The 20,317-nt window shown below is 33.6% G+C and carries 11 protein-coding genes; 1 reads left to right on the top strand and 10 read right to left on the bottom strand.

Features of this window, described 5'->3' with window-relative positions; translation table 11 throughout:
* From ACMFBB_RS04865 to murQ, 8 genes are all read right to left on the bottom strand, one after another.
* Complete coding sequence (locus tag ACMFBB_RS04865; RefSeq protein WP_435263338.1) at positions 1-687, bottom strand: hypothetical protein; 687 nt, start codon at positions 685-687, stop codon at positions 1-3.
* 23 nt (positions 688-710) lie between these two features.
* A complete protein-coding gene (locus ACMFBB_RS04860; protein ID WP_435263337.1) occupies positions 711-1,424 on the bottom strand; it encodes a hypothetical protein in 714 nt (237 codons plus the stop codon).
* A gap of 10 nt (positions 1,425-1,434) precedes the next feature.
* Positions 1,435-2,097, bottom strand: a complete 663-nt coding sequence (locus ACMFBB_RS04855; protein WP_435263336.1) for a hypothetical protein — start codon at positions 2,095-2,097, stop codon at positions 1,435-1,437.
* Between the two features lie 4 nt (positions 2,098-2,101).
* Complete coding sequence (locus tag ACMFBB_RS04850; protein WP_435263335.1) at positions 2,102-2,491, bottom strand: hypothetical protein; 390 nt, start codon at positions 2,489-2,491, stop codon at positions 2,102-2,104.
* Positions 2,445-13,913 (bottom strand): beta strand repeat-containing protein, encoded by an 11,469-nt coding sequence (locus ACMFBB_RS04845; protein ID WP_435263334.1) that lies wholly within the window; start codon positions 13,911-13,913, stop codon positions 2,445-2,447. The genes ACMFBB_RS04850 and ACMFBB_RS04845 overlap by 47 nt, the downstream gene beginning before the upstream one ends.
* Positions 13,914-14,030: 117 nt before the next feature.
* Entirely contained in the window at positions 14,031-15,080 is a 1,050-nt protein-coding gene (locus ACMFBB_RS04840; RefSeq protein WP_435263333.1) for a D-alanine--D-alanine ligase, read from the bottom strand.
* Between the two features lie 3 nt (positions 15,081-15,083).
* The gene (locus ACMFBB_RS04835; RefSeq protein ID WP_435263332.1) at positions 15,084-15,323 is read right to left on the bottom strand and encodes a DUF6095 family protein; all 240 of its coding nucleotides are present in this window, start codon (positions 15,321-15,323) and stop codon (positions 15,084-15,086) included.
* A complete protein-coding gene (gene murQ / locus ACMFBB_RS04830) occupies positions 15,316-16,131 on the bottom strand; it encodes an N-acetylmuramic acid 6-phosphate etherase (RefSeq protein WP_435263331.1) in 816 nt (271 codons plus the stop codon). Before murQ ends, ACMFBB_RS04835 begins: the two co-directional genes overlap by 8 nt.
* Positions 16,132-16,239: 108 nt before the next feature.
* Between murQ and ACMFBB_RS04825 the strand changes: the two genes are divergently transcribed.
* Positions 16,240-17,070, top strand: a complete 831-nt coding sequence (locus ACMFBB_RS04825) for a mechanosensitive ion channel family protein (protein WP_435263330.1) — start codon at positions 16,240-16,242, stop codon at positions 17,068-17,070.
* A gap of 73 nt (positions 17,071-17,143) precedes the next feature.
* Here the strand turns inward: ACMFBB_RS04825 and ACMFBB_RS04820 are convergent, their stop codons facing one another.
* Positions 17,144-19,369 (bottom strand): NADP-dependent isocitrate dehydrogenase, encoded by a 2,226-nt coding sequence (locus ACMFBB_RS04820; protein WP_435263329.1) that lies wholly within the window; start codon positions 19,367-19,369, stop codon positions 17,144-17,146.
* 381 nt (positions 19,370-19,750) lie between these two features.
* Entirely contained in the window at positions 19,751-20,101 is a 351-nt protein-coding gene (gene rplS, locus ACMFBB_RS04815) for a 50S ribosomal protein L19 (RefSeq protein ID WP_435263328.1), read from the bottom strand.
* Positions 20,102-20,317 lie beyond the last annotated feature (216 nt).

Here is a 20,317-nt window from a genome sequence, read left to right as displayed (position 1 = left end):
TTATAGTCCTAGGTATATAAATGTATTAACTACTAAATAGGGTTGATATCTATCAAATGATTGGTTAGTACCACCACTGTTTACGGTAAATGTATGTGTATGATTTCCTGCAGTACTCGTATTCGTATTCGCTCCTTGATTATAAAATGTTCTATTTGCATCCGATCCATTTCTAATTTGATCATTTCCAGCAAGTCTATTCATAGTATGAGTATGGTTACCATTTGTTGAAGTAGTACCATTAAAATTTACATTTGGTAAGTTTGCTTGAACTAAGGTGGTAGAACCTAAGCCACCAGTGTCAGCTATATTTTCACCAGTAGAAGGACCTTTTAATATTCTATTTTGTGAATTAGGAATATTAGTTGTAAAACCTAAATTATTTGCATTAGTTTGGGCATTAGCCGATAAGGTGTTAATAGCCCTTCCGTCAAGTAGGTACCATCCAGAATGATCAGTTGCTAGAACACTGTATTTTATTTCTCCCAAATTAATAGTTGGTTTATTAACAGAAACCCAGCTAGTACCGTCATAAATATAAATGTTTTTTTGATTAGTATTATAAACTAAAGAACCATCAGAAGCACCTGTTATACCATTCATTTCAATGTCGTTACTTACAATTGGAAGACCTTTTACTGAATTTGCATCAATTTGAGAGTTTATAGTATTAATTACTAACAGCATAATAATGTAAGTTATAACCTTTCTCATAATCCTAAATAAATAAAGGTATTAAATACGATGTAGGGTTGATATCTCTCGAAAGCTTGATCATTACCACCACTTGGTACTGTTACTGTATGATTATGATCTCCAGCGTTACTAGTATTAGTTACGCCTCCCTGATTATAAAATGTTCTATTAGCATCACTAGGATGACGAACTTGATCAACTCCTACTTGTCTGTTTATAGTATGATTGTGATCACCATCAGTAGATGTAGTACCAGTAAAATCTACGTTTGGTAAATTTGCTTGAATTAAAGTAGTTGTAGAGCTTCCCCCTATATCTCCAATATTTTGAGTAGCTGAAGGGTGTTTTAACACTCTATCTTCTGCATTTGGTAAGTTTGTAGTAAACCCAAGAGAATTTGCATTATTTTCTGCATTTGAAGATAATGAAGTAATTGCTCTTCCGTCAAGTAAGTACCATCCAGAATGATCTACTGTTTGTGAACTGTATTTAATATCTCCAATTGTATTTTTTTCTTTGTTAACGGGTACCCAACTAGTTCCGTCAAATATATAAATGTTTTTTTGCGAAATATTATAAAGTAAAGAGCCCTCGTTTGCTCCTGTCACAGTATTCATCTCTGTATCATTTGTAACTGTGGGAAGTCCCATAACTGAATTAGCATCTATCTGCATGAATGCTTTATGACTAAAACAAATTAAGAAAAGTAATACGTAAATTTTTTTCATAAAGGGGGGGTTATTTATATGCGCTAAATAAAACTACCAGATTTTCCGATCCAGCAGTACCAGTTTTTGAAACATTAATTGTAAATCCATTAGTATTAAAAGATGTCATTGAAGCCGATACAATTCCAAGGTTGTCTCCGTTTTGATTTCCATAACGAATACCAACACAATTAGAACTACTAGCATATCTTGATATATCATTAATGGAGTTTCCGCTTCCACCAACATAAATTACTTGTTGTACTATCGTTCCACTATCATTTCTAGCAAAACCAGTCATTGTTCCAAATGAATTGTTGAGTCCAGTGTTATTATTTCCAACATCATTGTCACTATTAATATTAAGACTTTCTATATTAGCATGAGCACTAAATGAAATTGAAGAAGGTGAGAAGGGAATCCCAGTTATTGTTTGACTTCCTGAAGAAGATATAATAAATGCTCCAAGATAAACATTACTTGATGTTAACATCTCTTGCCATCCTGAACCAGTGTACTCTACAACCCTATCTTTTGAAGTATCAAAAGCAAGACTCCCCAAACTAGGAGTAGTAATATTATTTAGCTCAATCGTTGTTGCTCTTGGAAGGCTAATTAATGAGTTTTCATCAATTTGAGCAAAAGCAACAACGAATTTAAATAAAATGAATATACAGAATAACTTTTTAATCATTTTATTAAAAATCTATAACAGTTAACATAAACTCTAAATCAATATCATCTTTTTGATTGGTTCCATTGTCACTATCTCCAATATTAACTCTAAATCCATTTGCTGTTTGATTGTGATATGTAATTCCAGGGTCATCGTAATTAGAATTAGTATTTCCAGGACAATTACCACCACAATCTTTAATCGCTAATTGAATAATATAGTTAGCATCATTCATAGCTGTTGTAAAAGTAACTTGATAATATTCACCATCATTTATTCTTGTAATTGAAGCTATATTATAACTCTTAGCAATAGTATGAGAAGCATAAGTATTCGTAGCATCTGTATTATATGTCATTGTAACTTTAGCAGCAGCTACAACAGTAGGTCCCTGCAAAATAAGCACCTCCATTTGCTCCTACAGTTAATTTATTGTCTGTTTCAACAGCTACAACATTTGCTGTTTGTGCAGCATTATCCTCATTAGTATAAGTAATTTGACCAGTAGTTGTGTTTTGAGAAAGCGAAGTTACTGTTTCGTTAATTCTTGTTGTAGTTCCATCCTCAGAATTGTAGGTTGCAATTATTCTTGCATCACCAGCAGTAACATCAGAGTCTTCATTGCCACCTGCTTGTGTAACAAATGTATTTGTTTCATGAGTTGCAATTAAAGCGGTAAGGTCTACATCATTAGTAGTTCCATTTTCGTCCTTGTAGGTTAATTTACCAGCAGCATTATCAACATTTAATACTGTAAGAGTTTCAAATCCAGCAATCACTGTAGATAGGTCAATACTAGTTGTAGTTCCGTCTTCATCAGTATATTCAAGAGTTTTTCCATCCGCATTTAAAGCCATTGTTGTAAGAGCTTCATGAGTTGCAATTAAAGCGGTAAGGTCTACATCATTAGTAGTTCCATTTTCATCCTTGTAGGTTAATTTACCAGCAGCATTATCAACATTTAATACCGTAAGAGTTTCAAATCCAGCAATGACTGTAGATAGGTCAATACTAGTTGTAGTTCCGTCTTCATCAGTATACTCAAGAGTTTTTCCATCCGCATTTAAAGCCATTGTTGTAAGAGCTTCGTGAGTTGCAATTAAAGCGGTAAGGTCTACATCATTAGTAGTTCCATTTTCATCCTTGTAGGTTAATTTACCAGCAGCATTATCAACATTTAATACTGTAAGAGTTTCAAATCCAGCAATGACTGTAGATAGGTCAATACTAGTTGTAGTTCCGTCTTCATCAGTATACTCAAGAGTTTTTCCATCCGCATTTAAAGCCATTGTTGTAAGAGCTTCGTGAGTTGCAATTAAAGCTGTAAGGTCTACATCATTAGTAGTTCCATTTTCATCCTTGTAGGTTAATTTACCAGCAGCATTATCAACATTTAATACTGTAAGAGTTTCAAATCCAGCAATCACTGTAGATAGGTCAATACTAGTTGTAGTTCCGTCTTCATCAGTATACTCAAGAGTTTTTCCATCCGCATTTAAAGCCATTGTTGTAAGAGCTTCGTGAGTTGCAATTAAAGCGGTAAGGTCTACATCATTAGTAGTTCCATTTTCATCCTTGTAGGTTAATTTACCAGCAGCATTATCAACATTTAATACTGTAAGAGTTTCAAATCCAGCAATCACTGTAGATAGGTCAATACTAGTTGTAGTTCCGTCTTCATCAGTATATTCAAGAGTTTTTCCATCCGCATTTAAAGCCATTGTTGTAAGAGCTTCATGAGTTGCAATTAAAGCGGTAAGGTCTACATCATTAGTAGTTCCATTTTCATCCTTGTAGGTTAATTTACCAGCAGCATTATCAACATTTAATACTGTAAGAGTTTCAAATCCAGCAATCACTGTAGATAGGTCAATACTAGTTGTAGTTCCGTCTTCATCAGTATATTCAAGAGTTTTTCCATCCGCATTTAAAGCCATTGTTGTAAGAGCTTCATGAGTTGCAATTAAAGCGGTAAGGTCTACATCATTAGTAGTTCCATTTTCATCCTTGTAGGTTAATTTACCAGCAGCATTATCAACATTTAATACTGTAAGAGTTTCAAATCCAGCAATGACTGTAGATAGGTCAATACTAGTTGTAGTTCCGTCTTCATCAGTATACTCAAGAGTTTTTCCATCCGCATTTAAAGCCATTGTTGTAAGAGCTTCGTGAGTTGCAATTAAAGCGGTAAGGTCTACATCATTAGTAGTTCCATTTTCATCCTTGTAGGTTAATTTACCAGCAGCATTATCAACATTTAATACTGTAAGAGTTTCAAATCCAGCAATGACTGTAGATAGGTCAATACTAGTTGTAGTTCCGTCTTCATCAGTATACTCAAGAGTTTTTCCATCCGCATTTAAAGCCATTGTTGTAAGAGCTTCGTGAGTTGCAATTAAAGCTGTAAGGTCTACATCATTAGTAGTTCCATTTTCATCCTTGTAGGTTAATTTACCAGCAGCATTATCAACATTTAATACTGTAAGAGTTTCAAATCCAGCAATGACTGTAGATAGGTCAATACTAGTTGTAGTTCCGTCTTCATCAGTATACTCAAGAGTTTTTCCATCCGCATTTAAAGCCATTGTTGTAAGAGCTTCGTGAGTTGCAATTAAAGCGGTAAGGTCTACATCATTAGTAGTTCCATTTTCGTCCTTGTAGGTTAATTTACCAGCAGCATTATCAACATTTAATACTGTGAGAGTTTCAAATCCAGCAATCACTGTAGATAGGTCAATACTAGTTGTAGTTCCGTCTTCATCAGTATATTCAAGAGTTTTTCCATCCGCATTTAAAGCCATTGTTGTAAGAGCTTCGTGAGTTGCAATTAAAGCTGTAAGGTCTACATCATTAGTAGTTCCATTTTCATCCTTGTAGGTTAATTTACCAGCAGCATTATCAACATTTAATACTGTAAGAGTTTCAAATCCAGCAATGACTGTAGATAGGTCAATACTAGTTGTAGTTCCGTCTTCATCAGTATACTCAAGAGTTTTTCCATCCGCATTTAAAGCCATTGTTGTAAGAGCTTCATGAGTTGCAATTAAAGCGGTAAGGTCTACATCATTAGTAGTTCCATTTTCATCCTTGTAGGTTAATTTACCAGCAGCATTATCAACATTTAATACCGTAAGAGTTTCAAATCCAGCAATCACTGTAGATAGGTCAATACTAGTTGTAGTTCCGTCTTCATCAGTATATTCAAGAGTTTTTCCATCCGCATTTAAAGCCATTGTTGTAAGAGCTTCGTGAGTTGCAATTAAAGCGGTAAGGTCTACATCATTAGTAGTTCCATTTTCATCTTTGTAGGTTAATTTACCAGCAGCATTATCAACATTTAATACTGTAAGAGTTTCAAATCCAGCAATCACTGTAGATAGGTCAATACTAGTTGTAGTTCCGTCTTCATCAGTATACTCAAGAGTTTTTCCATCCGCATTTAAAGCCATTGTTGTAAGAGCTTCATGAGTTGCAATTAAAGCGGTAAGGTCTACATCATTAGTAGTTCCATTTTCATCCTTGTAGGTTAATTTACCAGCAGCATTATCAACATTTAATACCGTAAGAGTTTCAAATCCAGCAATCACTGTAGATAGGTCAATACTAGTTGTAGTTCCGTCTTCATCAGTATATTCAAGAGTTTTTCCATCCGCATTTAAAGCCATTGTTGTAAGAGCTTCGTGAGTTGCAATTAAAGCGGTAAGGTCTACATCATTAGTAGTTCCATTTTCATCTTTGTAGGTTAATTTACCAGCAGCATTATCAACATTTAATACTGTAAGAGTTTCAAATCCAGCAATCACTGTAGATAGGTCAATACTAGTTGTAGTTCCGTCTTCATCAGTATACTCAAGAGTTTTTCCATCCGCATTTAAAGCCATTGTTGTAAGAGCTTCGTGAGTTGCAATTAAAGCGGTAAGGTCTACATCATTAGTAGTTCCATTTTCGTCCTTGTAGGTTAATTTACCAGCAGCATTATCAACATTTAATACTGTAAGAGTTTCAAATCCAGCAATCACTGTAGATAGGTCAATACTAGTTGTAGTTCCGTCTTCATCAGTATACTCAAGAGTTTTTCCATCCGCATTTAAAGCCATTGTTGTAAGAGCTTCATGAGTTGCAATTAAAGCGGTAAGGTCTACATCATTAGTAGTTCCATTTTCATCCTTGTAGGTTAATTTACCAGCAGCATTATCAACATTTAATACCGTAAGAGTTTCAAATCCAGCAATCACTGTAGATAGGTCAATACTAGTTGTAGTTCCGTCTTCATCAGTATATTCAAGAGTTTTTCCATCCGCATTTAAAGCCATTGTTGTAAGAGCTTCGTGAGTTGCAATTAAAGCGGTAAGGTCTACATCATTAGTAGTTCCATTTTCATCTTTGTAGGTTAATTTACCAGCAGCATTATCAACATTTAATACTGTAAGAGTTTCAAATCCAGCAATGACTGTAGATAGGTCAATACTAGTTGTAGTTCCGTCTTCATCAGTATACTCAAGAGTTTTTCCATCCGCATTTAAAGCCATTGTTGTAAGAGCTTCGTGAGTTGCAATTAAAGCGGTAAGGTCTACATCATTAGTAGTTCCATTTTCGTCCTTGTAGGTTAATTTACCAGCAGCATTATCAACATTTAATACTGTGAGAGTTTCAAATCCAGCAATGACTGTAGATAGGTCAATACTAGTTGTAGTTCCGTCTTCATCAGTATACTCAAGAGTTTTTCCATCCGCATTTAAAGCCATTGTTGTAAGAGCTTCGTGAGTTGCAATTAAAGCGGTAAGGTCTACATCATTAGTAGTTCCATTTTCATCCTTGTAGGTTAATTTACCAGCAGCATTATCAACATTTAATACTGTAAGAGTTTCAAATCCAGCAATCACTGTAGATAGGTCAATACTAGTTGTAGTTCCGTCTTCATCAGTATACTCAAGAGTTTTTCCATCCGCATTTAAAGCCATTGTTGTAAGAGCTTCGTGAGTTGCAATTAAAGCGGTAAGGTCTACATCATTAGTAGTTCCATTTTCGTCCTTGTAGGTTAATTTACCAGCAGCATTATCAACATTTAATACTGTAAGAGTTTCAAATCCAGCAATCACTGTAGATAGGTCAATACTAGTTGTAGTTCCGTCTTCATCAGTATACTCAAGAGTTTTTCCATCCGCATTTAAAGCCATTGTTGTAAGAGCTTCATGAGTTGCAATTAAAGCGGTAAGGTCTACATCATTAGTAGTTCCATTTTCATCCTTGTAGGTTAATTTACCAGCAGCATTATCAACATTTAATACCGTAAGAGTTTCAAATCCAGCAATCACTGTAGATAGGTCAATACTAGTTGTAGTTCCGTCTTCATCAGTATATTCAAGAGTTTTTCCATCCGCATTTAAAGCCATTGTTGTAAGAGCTTCGTGAGTTGCAATTAAAGCGGTAAGGTCTACATCATTAGTAGTTCCATTTTCATCTTTGTAGGTTAATTTACCAGCAGCATTATCAACATTTAATACTGTAAGAGTTTCAAATCCAGCAATCACTGTAGATAGGTCAATACTAGTTGTAGTTCCGTCTTCATCAGTATACTCAAGAGTTTTTCCATCCGCATTTAAAGCCATTGTTGTAAGAGCTTCGTGAGTTGCAATTAAAGCGGTAAGGTCTACATCATTAGTAGTTCCATTTTCGTCCTTGTAGGTTAATTTACCAGCAGCATTATCAACATTTAATACTGTGAGAGTTTCAAATCCAGCAATGACTGTAGATAGGTCAATACTAGTTGTAGTTCCGTCTTCATCAGTATACTCAAGAGTTTTTCCATCCGCATTTAAAGCCATTGTTGTAAGAGCTTCGTGAGTTGCAATTAAAGCGGTAAGGTCTACATCATTAGTAGTTCCATTTTCATCCTTGTAGGTTAATTTACCAGCAGCATTATCAACATTTAATACTGTAAGAGTTTCAAATCCAGCAATGACTGTAGATAGGTCAATACTAGTTGTAGTTCCGTCTTCATCAGTATACTCAAGAGTTTTTCCATCCGCATTTAAAGCCATTGTTGTAAGAGCTTCGTGAGTTGCAATTAAAGCTGTAAGGTCTACATCATTAGTAGTTCCATTTTCATCCTTGTAGGTTAATTTACCAGCAGCATTATCAACATTTAATACTGTAAGAGTTTCAAATCCAGCAATGACTGTAGATAGGTCAATACTAGTTGTAGTTCCGTCTTCATCAGTATACTCAAGAGTTTTTCCATCCGCATTTAAAGCCATTGTTGTAAGAGCTTCGTGAGTTGCAATTAAAGCGGTAAGGTCTACATCATTAGTAGTTCCATTTTCGTCCTTGTAGGTTAATTTACCAGCAGCATTATCAACATTTAATACTGTGAGAGTTTCAAATCCAGCAATCACTGTAGATAGGTCAATACTAGTTGTAGTTCCGTCTTCATCAGTATATTCAAGAGTTTTTCCATCCGCATTTAAAGCCATTGTTGTAAGAGCTTCGTGAGTTGCAATTAAAGCTGTAAGGTCTACATCATTAGTAGTTCCATTTTCATCCTTGTAGGTTAATTTACCAGCAGCATTATCAACATTTAATACTGTAAGAGTTTCAAATCCAGCAATGACTGTAGATAGGTCAATACTAGTTGTAGTTCCGTCTTCATCAGTATACTCAAGAGTTTTTCCATCCGCATTTAAAGCCATTGTTGTAAGAGCTTCGTGAGTTGCAATTAAAGCTGTAAGGTCTACATCATTAGTAGTTCCATTTTCATCCTTGTAGGTTAATTTACCAGCAGCATTATCAACATTTAATACTGTAAGAGTTTCAAATCCAGCAATGACTGTAGATAGGTCAATACTAGTTGTAGTTCCGTCTTCATCAGTATACTCAAGAGTTTTTCCATCCGCATTTAAAGCCATTGTTGTAAGAGCTTCGTGAGTTGCAATTAAAGCGGTAAGGTCTACATCATTAGTAGTTCCATTTTCATCCTTGTAGGTTAATTTACCAGCAGCATTATCAACATTTAATACTGTAAGAGTTTCAAATCCAGCAATCACTGTAGATAGGTCAATACTAGTTGTAGTTCCGTCTTCATCAGTATACTCAAGAGTTTTTCCATCCGCATTTAAAGCCATTGTTGTAAGAGCTTCGTGAGTTGCAATTAAAGCTGTAAGGTCTACATCATTAGTAGTTCCATTTTCATCCTTGTAGGTTAATTTACCAGCAGCATTATCAACATTTAATACTGTAAGAGTTTCAAATCCAGCAATCACTGTAGATAGGTCAATACTAGTTGTAGTTCCGTCTTCATCAGTATACTCAAGAGTTTTTCCATCCGCATTTAAAGCCATTGTTGTAAGAGCTTCGTGAGTTGCAATTAAAGCGGTAAGGTCTACATCATTAGTAGTTCCATTTTCATCCTTGTAGGTTAATTTACCAGCAGCATTATCAACATTTAATACTGTAAGAGTTTCAAATCCAGCAATCACTGTAGATAGGTCAATACTAGTTGTAGTTCCGTCTTCATCAGTATACTCAAGAGTTTTTCCATCCGCATTTAAAGCCATTGTTGTAAGAGCTTCGTGAGTTGCAATTAAAGCTGTAAGGTCTACATCATTAGTAGTTCCATTTTCATCCTTGTAGGTTAATTTACCAGCAGCATTATCAACATTTAATACTGTAAGAGTTTCAAATCCAGCAATCACTGTAGATAGGTCAATACTAGTTGTAGTTCCGTCTTCATCAGTATATTCAAGAGTTTTTCCATCCGCATTTAAAGCCATTGTTGTAAGAGCTTCGTGAGTTGCAATTAAAGCGGTAAGGTCTACATCATTAGTAGTTCCATTTTCGTCCTTGTAGGTTAATTTACCAGCAGCATTATCAACATTTAATACTGTAAGAGTTTCAAATCCAGCAATCACTGTAGATAGGTCAATACTAGTTGTAGTTCCGTCTTCATCAGTATATTCAAGAGTTTTTCCATCCGCATTTAAAGCCATTGTTGTAAGAGCTTCATGAGTTGCAATTAAAGCGGTAAGGTCTACATCATTAGTAGTTCCATTTTCATCCTTGTAGGTTAATTTACCAGCAGCATTATCAACATTTAATACCGTAAGAGTTTCAAATCCAGCAATCACTGTAGATAGGTCAATACTAGTTGTAGTTCCGTCTTCATCAGTATACTCAAGAGTTTTTCCATCCGCATTTAAAGCCATTGTTGTAAGAGCTTCGTGAGTTGCAATTAAAGCGGTAAGGTCTACATCATTAGTAGTTCCATTTTCATCCTTGTAGGTTAATTTACCAGCAGCATTATCAACATTTAATACTGTAAGAGTTTCAAATCCAGCAATGACTGTAGATAGGTCAATACTAGTTGTAGTTCCGTCTTCATCAGTATACTCAAGAGTTTTTCCATCCGCATTTAAAGCCATTGTTGTAAGAGCTTCGTGAGTTGCAATTAAAGCTGTAAGGTCTACATCATTAGTAGTTCCATTTTCATCCTTGTAGGTTAATTTACCAGCAGCATTATCAACATTTAATACTGTAAGAGTTTCAAATCCAGCAATCACTGTAGATAGGTCAATACTAGTTGTAGTTCCGTCTTCATCAGTATACTCAAGAGTTTTTCCATCCGCATTTAAAGCCATTGTTGTAAGAGCTTCGTGAGTTGCAATTAAAGCGGTAAGGTCTACATCATTAGTAGTTCCATTTTCATCCTTGTAGGTTAATTTACCAGCAGCATTATCAACATTTAATACTGTAAGAGTTTCAAATCCAGCAATCACTGTAGATAGGTCAATACTAGTTGTAGTTCCGTCTTCATCAGTATATTCAAGAGTTTTTCCATCCGCATTTAAAGCCATTGTTGTAAGAGCTTCATGAGTTGCAATTAAAGCGGTAAGGTCTACATCATTAGTAGTTCCATTTTCATCCTTGTAGGTTAATTTACCAGCAGCATTATCAACATTTAATACTGTAAGAGTTTCAAATCCAGCAATCACTGTAGATAGGTCAATACTAGTTGTAGTTCCGTCTTCATCAGTATATTCAAGAGTTTTTCCATCCGCATTTAAAGCCATTGTTGTAAGAGCTTCATGAGTTGCAATTAAAGCGGTAAGGTCTACATCATTAGTAGTTCCATTTTCATCCTTGTAGGTTAATTTACCAGCAGCATTATCAACATTTAATACCGTAAGAGTTTCAAATCCAGCAATCACTGTAGATAGGTCAATACTAGTTGTAGTTCCGTCTTCATCAGTATACTCAAGAGTTTTTCCATCCGCATTTAAAGCCATTGTTGTAAGAGCTTCGTGAGTTGCAATTAAAGCGGTAAGGTCTACATCATTAGTAGTTCCATTTTCATCCTTGTAGGTTAATTTACCAGCAGCATTATCAACATTTAATACTGTAAGAGTTTCAAATCCAGCAATCACTGTAGATAGGTCAATACTAGTTGTAGTTCCGTCTTCATCAGTATACTCAAGAGTTTTTCCATCCGCATTTAAAGCCATTGTTGTAAGAGCTTCGTGAGTTGCAATTAAAGCGGTAAGGTCTACATCATTAGTAGTTCCATTTTCATCCTTGTAGGTTAATTTACCAGCAGCATTATCAACATTTAATACTGTAAGAGTTTCAAATCCAGCAATGACTGTAGATAGGTCAATACTAGTTGTAGTTCCGTCTTCATCAGTATACTCAAGAGTTTTTCCATCCGCATTTAAAGCCATTGTTGTAAGAGCTTCGTGAGTTGCAATTAAAGCGGTAAGGTCTACATCATTAGTAGTTCCATTTTCATCCTTGTAGGTTAATTTACCAGCAGCATTATCAACATTTAATACTGTAAGAGTTTCAAATCCAGCAATGACTGTAGATAGGTCAATACTAGTTGTAGTTCCGTCTTCATCAGTATACTCAAGAGTTTTTCCATCCGCATTTAAAGCCATTGTTGTAAGAGCTTCGTGAGTTGCAATTAAAGCTGTAAGGTCTACATCATTAGTAGTTCCATTTTCATCCTTGTAGGTTAATTTACCAGCAGCATTATCAACATTTAATACTGTAAGAGTTTCAAATCCAGCAATGACTGTAGATAGGTCAATACTAGTTGTAGTTCCGTCTTCATCAGTATACTCAAGAGTTTTTCCATCCGCATTTAAAGCCATTGTTGTAAGAGCTTCGTGAGTTGCAATTAAAGCGGTAAGGTCTACATCATTAGTAGTTCCATTTTCGTCCTTGTAGGTTAATTTACCAGCAGCATTATCAACATTTAATACTGTGAGAGTTTCAAATCCAGCAATCACTGTAGATAGGTCAATACTAGTTGTAGTTCCGTCTTCATCAGTATATTCAAGAGTTTTTCCATCCGCATTTAAAGCCATTGTTGTAAGAGCTTCGTGAGTTGCAATTAAAGCTGTAAGGTCTACATCATTAGTAGTTCCATTTTCATCCTTGTAGGTTAATTTACCAGCAGCATTATCAACATTTAATACTGTAAGAGTTTCAAATCCAGCAATGACTGTAGATAGGTCAATACTAGTTGTAGTTCCGTCTTCATCAGTATACTCAAGAGTTTTTCCATCCGCATTTAAAGCCATTGTTGTAAGAGCTTCGTGAGTTGCAATTAAAGCTGTAAGGTCTACATCATTAGTAGTTCCATTTTCATCCTTGTAGGTTAATTTACCAGCAGCATTATCAACATTTAATACTGTAAGAGTTTCAAATCCAGCAATGACTGTAGATAGGTCAATACTAGTTGTAGTTCCGTCTTCATCAGTATACTCAAGAGTTTTTCCATCCGCATTTAAAGCCATTGTTGTAAGAGCTTCGTGAGTTGCAATTAAAGCGGTAAGGTCTACATCATTAGTAGTTCCATTTTCATCCTTGTAGGTTAATTTACCAGCAGCATTATCAACATTTAATACTGTAAGAGTTTCAAATCCAGCAATCACTGTAGATAGGTCAATACTAGTTGTAGTTCCGTCTTCATCAGTATACTCAAGAGTTTTTCCATCCGCATTTAAAGCCATTGTTGTAAGAGCTTCGTGAGTTGCAATTAAAGCTGTAAGGTCTACATCATTAGTAGTTCCATTTTCATCCTTGTAGGTTAATTTACCAGCAGCATTATCAACATTTAATACTGTAAGAGTTTCAAATCCAGCAATGACTGTAGATAGGTCAATACTAGTTGTAGTTCCGTCTTCATCAGTATACTCAAGAGTTTTTCCATCCGCATTTAAAGCCATTGTTGTAAGAGCTTCCGTAGCGAATATTGTATATGGATTGGCAGTTGTTCCCGTTCCAGTAACCACGACAATGCCACCACCATTAACAATTGTTTCGGAACCATCAGCAACTATTCCGGGAGTGTCAATGATTATAGCGTCTGCTAAATCAGATAGAGGGATAGATAATGAACCATTGCTATCTGTTATTTCAATATTGTCATTTCGTATTCCAAAATAAAAGTTAGTTTCGTTTAGAGGATCGCTATCACCATCATTAATAAGAGAACTTAAGTTTACAGTACCACCATTTTGTAATGTTAATTCTTGATTTGATGGGTTAAAGCTTAATTGCTGATTTGCTTGAGCTGAACATAAGCTATTCCATATTAATCCAGTATATTGATATACACACTTGTGATCTGTATTGTAAACAATTGCTCCTTCTAAAGGAATGATACTATTCATTTGAGCATCATTAACCCTTGTAATAACAAGTGCTTTGCTGCTACTTTCTAGCTCTAAAATAGATGTGTTGCTTATTACATTCGGATTGTTCCCTATTTTTACTTGAGCGTAAAAAGATTGATGTATAACTAGGGCAAAAAATAAAGACAGAAATATCTTCATATTACTTAAGGGGTTTAAGTTAGGTGGTTTAATCATTAGTCTTTGTTTTTTAATTGAAAGATTATGTTAATAATTAGACACTTATTTAAATTGAAAAATATTACAAAAGTATAAAAATTAATCTAATTTTTTTATGATTGTAACGTAATTCTTTAATCTTAGCATCTCATATATAAACAGTTTGGTGCTCTTATACGGTATATTGAATTGGGTGTGATTTGTTATTGATATATTGTATAATTCACTCCAGTGTTTACGTATTTCTTTTAAAGCTTTCAGATAGTTATAGTTTTTACTATCATATATATGTGTGGGTTCAGCTAATATACCATTTATTTCTAAGATTTTTAAATTTATTCCTTTTTGCAATTCATTAAAGGTATTGTATTTAATATCTAGCCTACCATAATACCAACCATCAATAGATTTGTTTATTTTGTCGAATGTTTTATGAAGTTCCTTACTAATTAAGTGGTTTCCGTTGATAAACTGTGTTCCTTTACAGTGATTTCCGATAACAGAAAGTTTTATTAGTTCATTTTTTTTAGGAATAGTGTTTAATTGTAAAGGATGAGTTTCGTTAATTATATCAAAGTATATCTTAGCTCTATTATCTTTTAAAACTAATTCTTTTAACGTGGAGTATCCATTTCCAGTAACAGATAAAAATTTTTTTAAAGTGATAGATGTAATTTTACCAGTTTCCTCGTTTGGGTTTCGATGATAAAATATACCACACTCATTTTTATAATCAATGTATTCTTGAATTATGATATTGATTGGATATTTTTTTAGATATGATAAGAGTTCTTCCTTTGAGTTTATTTTTTTTACCAGTAGTCCTCTAAAGCCAACATCTGGTTTTGCAATTAAAGGGTATGAAATCTTTGCCTTCTCAATTTTTTTTATAACAAAATCAATTCTTGTTTTAGGAAGTATCAGGATAGATTTTGGTCTAAATTGTTCAGGGATTAGGTACATGGTAGCGAATTTACTTTCAGTTCCATTACCTGAGCTTTTAATACTTGGATTTGCTGCTGTAAAGAAAGCAAGATGTTTTGCCTTATAGGCTAAATAGAAAGCGTAAGGTAAATTTGGAATATATAGCATTGAAGAAGGCCAATGTTCCCAATTAAAGATTTTATAAAATTTGTTTTTAAAGTTCAAATTTTATTGATTAAAAAGTGAATCTAATATATTCTTAAAAGTTTTAAATCCAAAGTAAACAGTGTATATAATTAATAAAATTCCAATTATTAGAAGAGCATACGCTATTACTATCTTAGGTTGATCAGGGAAAACTTTTAAGGCTTTAAATGAAATATTAAGTACTAAGGGAGAAAGTATTAATAGCCCTAGTAAAATAAATAGCCTTTTTAAGTTTTTATCAAGTGAAGTATTTTTACTCATTTTTATAATTTTTTACGGCGTTTCTAACATTACCATATTTTTGAATTAAATCACTAGCAATTTGTTGGTCGATTTGTAATTCGGAAACTAACATTTTTATACCTCTTTCTACTAACTTATTGTTAGATAGTTGCATGTCTACCATTTTATTTCCTTTAACTTTTCCTAGTTGAATCATAGTGGCCGTAGAGATCATATTTAGAACTAATTTTTGAGCTGTGCCAGCCTTCATTCTGGAACTACCTGTAACAACTTCTGGACCAACCACTACTACGATAGGGAATGATGCTGTTAACGCCAAAGGGCTTTTTTTGTTACAAGTAATACATCCAGTAATAATTCCTTCTGAATTACACTTCTCTAAAGCTGCTATAACGTAGGGTGTTGTTCCTGACGCAGCAATGCCTATAACAATATCGTTTTGATTTATGTTATGCTTTTGTAAATCAATCCAGCCTTGTTTTGTTGAATCTTCAGCGAATTCAACAGCTTTCCTTATAGCAATGTCTCCACCAGCAATTAGACCAACAACTAAATCATCAGAAACACCAAAAGTAGGAGGGCACTCACTAGCATCAACAATACCTAATCTTCCACTTGTACCAGCTCCAATATAAAATAGTCTACCTCCTTTTTTTAGTTTAAGTACTATTTGTTCAATTAAGTTTTGAATGGAAGTCAATTCTTTCTCAATAGCAAGCGGTACTGTTTTGTCTTCATTGTTAATAATAGATAATAACTCTGAAACTTTCATTTTCTCTAAGTTATTATAATTCGAATCTTGTTCTGTTGTTTTGGTGAAATTCATACATCAAAGTTACAAACTTTGAAAGTAAACTCAGCAAAAAATAATTATAAGTGACGCTTCAAAAAAAGTGGTGTCTTAAAAATAGAATTAATAAAAAATTAAATAAATATGGAAACAATACAAAATGGACTGTCCAACTTTTATAATTCTATTGCATCAGGAATGGGTGATTGGGGATTAAAATTGATAGGAGCTTTAGCTGCATTAATAATAGGATTATGGATTATTAGAATTTTAGTTAAAGGAGTTTCAAAAGTTTTTGAGTCCAAGCATATAGATGAAACTTTACGCCCTTTTTTGATTACACTTATTGGTTTTGTCTTAAAAGCGCTATTAATTATTTCAATAGCAGGTATAGTTGGGGTTCCTACAGCAACTTTTGCAGCTCTTATAGCTGGAGTGGGGATAGCAATTGGAGCAGCTTTTAATGGTTCATTAGGGCATTTAGCATCTGGAGTTATGTTGCTTGTTTTTAGGCCGTTTAAAGTTGGTGATTTAATTAAAACAAATGGAGCTTTCGGATTTGTAAAAGAGATATCTGTATTTGTAACTGTGATAGAGACTTTTCAAAATGAAACAGAAATTATACCAAATTCAGCAATAACATCAGGGAAAATAACAAACCTAACTAAAGTAGGAAGTTTACGTGTGGATATGCCATTTGCAATTCGTTATGGTTCAGATATAAAGAAAGCGAAAGAGATTGTAATGAATGTGTTAGTTAGTGATGTACATGTTTTAAATGATAACGATAAAAAACCAAGAGTTGCTGTAAATAATCTTGGCGAAAATAGTGTTGAGTTATTGGCTTTGCCTTATGTAAGTTGCGACAATTATTGGGAGGTATATTGGGATACAAGACAGAAAATAGTTGAGGAATTAGGAGCTGCTGGTTTTGATGCACCTTTACCACAAAGAATTGTTACTATGGTTTCGTAATTTGTTTTGGTTGTTAAGTAACAAAAAAGCAGGTGAAATATCACCTGCTTTTGATTTTTATATGAACCTAATATTAAAAACTTTCCAAAATTGTGTTTAGCGTTTGACTAGGTTTCATAATATCATCGGCCAATTTATCATTTGGTTCGTAGTATCCATCAATATTTACTGCTTTTCCTTGAACAGTATTAAGCTCATTTACTATTTCAGATTCTTTGGCAATCATTTTTTCAGCTAAAGAACTAAATTGAACTTTTAATTCATTGTCTTTATCTTGTGAGGCTAATGCTTGAGCCCAATACATTGCTAAGTAAAAATGTGAACCTCTGTTATCTAACTCTCCTGTTTTTCTTGAAGGTCCTTTTTTGTTTTCTAGTAATTTATCAGTTGCGTCATCAAGAGTCTCAGCTAAAATTTTAGCTTTAGAGTTGTTGTTCGTTTCTCCTAGGTGTTCTAAAGAAACAGCCAAAGCCAAAAACTCACCTAAAGAATCCCATCGTAAATGATTTTCTTGAACTAATTGTTGAACATGTTTAGGGGCAGAACCACCAGCTCCAGTTTCAAATAAACCGCCACCATTCATTAATGGAACAATAGAAAGCATTTTAGCTGAAGTACCAAGTTCTAAAATAGGAAATAAATCAGTTAAATAATCACGAAGAACATTTCCAGTAACTGATATAGTGTCTAAGCCAGCTTTAACTCTTTTTAAAGTAAACTCTGTAGCTTCAGAAACTGATTTTATATGGATTTCTAACCCATTAGTATCGTGGTCTTGTAAGTATTTTTTTACCTTTTTAATGATCTCAGCATCATGAGCACGGTTTTCGTCTAGCCAAAAAACAGCAGGAATTTGGGTTGCTTTAGCACGAGTTACTGCTAATTTTACCCAGTCTTGGATTGGCGCGTCTTTTACTTGGCACATTCTCCAAATATCACCTTCTTCAACGTTATGTTCTAATAATACAGTCCCATTATCGTCAATTACTTTAACTGTTCCACTTGACGTTATTTCAAAAGTTTTATCATGTGATCCATATTCTTCTGCCTTTTGTGCCATTAAACCAACATTAGGAACAGTTCCCATGGTTGTTGGATCAAAAGCTCCATTCTCTTTACAGAAGTCAATCGTTGCTTGATATAAGCTAGCATATGAACTATCTGGAATTACTGCTTTTGTGTCTTGTTGTTTCCCTTCTTTGTTCCACATTTGACCAGAAGTACGAATCATAGCCGGCATAGATGCATCAATAATAACATCAGAAGGAACATGTAAGTTTGTAATTCCTTTATCAGAGTCGACCATAGCAACATCAGGTCTACTTGAGTAAATAGCGTCAATATCTGCTAAGATTTCATTTCTCTTTTCTTCTGATAATTCATTTAGGTTGCTCAATAAGTTACCAAAACCATTATTAACGTTCACTCCAATTTCATTAAACGTTTGTGCATGTTTTGTAAATAAATCTTTAAAGAAAACTTTTACAGCATGACCAAAAATAATTGGATCAGATACTTTCATCATTGTGGCTTTCATATGCAATGAAAACAAAACATCTTTATCTTTTGAATCAGCGATTTGGGTGTCTAGGAAGTTTAATAATGCTTTTTTGTTCATAACTGTAGCATCAATAACCTCATTAGCGAGTAAAGGTGTTTTTTCTTTTAAAATAGTAGTGTTTCCTTTAGTGTCAGTGTGTTCTATTTTAACATTTGTAGCAGAAGAAACAGTAACTGATTTTTCATTGTGAGCAAAGTCACCCTCAGTCATTGTTGCTACATGAGTTTTAGAACTAGAAGACCAAGCACCCATTCTATGTGGATTTTTCTTTGCGTAGTTTTTAACTGCTTTAGGAGCACGACGGTCTGAGTTTCCTTCTCTTAATACTGGATTTACTGCTGATCCTTTTACTTTATTATATAAGGCTAAAACATTTTTATCTTCATCAGAATTTATTTCTTCTGGATAATCAGGTAGTGCATATCCTAAATTTTGTAATTCTTTTATTGCAGCTTTTAATTGAGGAACAGAAGCAGAAATGTTAGGAAGTTTAATAATGTTTGCTTCAGGTTTTTTTGCTAATTCTCCTAAAAAAGCTAATGCGTCTTCAACACGTTGCTCTTTTGGTAAGTAATTGGAAAAGTTGGCAAGAATACGACCGGCAAGAGAGATATCTTTAGTTTCAATTTCTATGTTTGAAGATTTAGTAAATGCTTTTACTATAGGTAAAAACGAACGAGTAGCTAACGCAGGAGCTTCATCCGTTTTTGTATACATGATTTTAGCCATTTTATTCATAAGTAAAGATTAAATTAATTATTTTGAAGTCAGGCAAATTTATGAATATATCATGAAATTTTTAGTGAAAAATTCTCATTAATTAGTTGTTTTGATTATTGATTTAATAATTTTAAGATTGATTATAGAGATTTTATTATTAAATATAGAAGGTTAACTGTTTGTTTTTACTTTGATAAAACAGTTTTGAAATAATTTCGTAGCTGAAGTTTAGTTATTTTTATTTGTTTAAATATTTTTTGATAAGGTCATCGTAATGATTACATATTTGAAAGAAAAGCTTACTTTGCTAATAGGAGGGATTGTCAAGTATATTTTTTTACAAAAAAAAGCATCATATAAAAAAATATATGATGCTTTTTAGATTGTGTAGAAAAAGGATTAAAATCTTTTTTCTTTAATTCTTGCTTTTTTACCAGTAAGACCTCTAAAATAGTAAATACGAGCTCTACGGATTTTACCTTTTTTGTTTACTTCTATTTTTTGAATAGCAGGTAAGTTAATAGGGAAGATACGCTCAACACCTATTGTACCAGACATTTTTCTAATAGTAAATGTTTCAGAGCTTCCGCTACCTCTTTTTTGGATAACTACACCTCTAAAAAACTGAGTACGTACTTTTTCACCTTCTCTAATTTCGTAGTATACAGTAATAGTGTCTCCAGCTCCAAATTCTGGAAAATCGTTTTTTGTTACAAATTCGTCTTGTACAAATTTAATTAAAGATTCCATCTTAAATGTTTTTTATAGTTTACTAAAACAACGTACACGATTCTCGTCAGAGGTTATTTTTTGTGCGTGCAAATTTATGCTTTTTTTCTGATAAAAAAAGATAAAGAGCTATTTATTTTTATGTTAATTTTTTTAGTGAATGTTTTATTAAAATGTTCTTTTAAAGTTAATTATGTTTAAAATAGTTATGCTAAATTAAAATGGAATTAAAGTTTT

Source organism: Tenacibaculum sp. nBUS_03 (assembly GCF_051201695.1).
In the GTDB taxonomy this organism is placed as follows: Bacteria; Bacteroidota; Bacteroidia; order Flavobacteriales; family Flavobacteriaceae; genus Polaribacter.
The sequence above is the reverse complement of the archived record's forward strand: the minus strand, read 5'-3'. Positions and strand labels throughout refer to the sequence as shown.

Coding starts and splice junctions, on each gene's coding strand:
- ACMFBB_RS04865 (WP_435263338.1), bottom strand. CDS start 687: ATGCTGTTAGTAATTAATACTATAAACTCTCAAATTGATGCAAATTCA.
- ACMFBB_RS04860 (WP_435263337.1), bottom strand. CDS start 1,424: ATGAAAAAAATTTACGTATTACTTTTCTTAATTTGTTTTAGTCATAAA.
- ACMFBB_RS04855 (WP_435263336.1), bottom strand. CDS start 2,097: ATGATTAAAAAGTTATTCTGTATATTCATTTTATTTAAATTCGTTGTT.
- ACMFBB_RS04850 (WP_435263335.1), bottom strand. CDS start 2,491: ATGGAGGTGCTTATTTTGCAGGGACCTACTGTTGTAGCTGCTGCTAAA.
- ACMFBB_RS04845 (WP_435263334.1), bottom strand. CDS start 13,913: ATGAAGATATTTCTGTCTTTATTTTTTGCCCTAGTTATACATCAATCT.
- ACMFBB_RS04835 (WP_435263332.1), bottom strand. CDS start 15,323: ATGAGTAAAAATACTTCACTTGATAAAAACTTAAAAAGGCTATTTATT.
- murQ (WP_435263331.1), bottom strand. CDS start 16,131: ATGAATTTCACCAAAACAACAGAACAAGATTCGAATTATAATAACTTA.
- ACMFBB_RS04825 (WP_435263330.1), top strand. CDS start 16,240: ATGGAAACAATACAAAATGGACTGTCCAACTTTTATAATTCTATTGCA.
- ACMFBB_RS04820 (WP_435263329.1), bottom strand. CDS start 19,369: ATGAATAAAATGGCTAAAATCATGTATACAAAAACGGATGAAGCTCCT.
- rplS (WP_435263328.1), bottom strand. CDS start 20,101: ATGGAATCTTTAATTAAATTTGTACAAGACGAATTTGTAACAAAAAAC.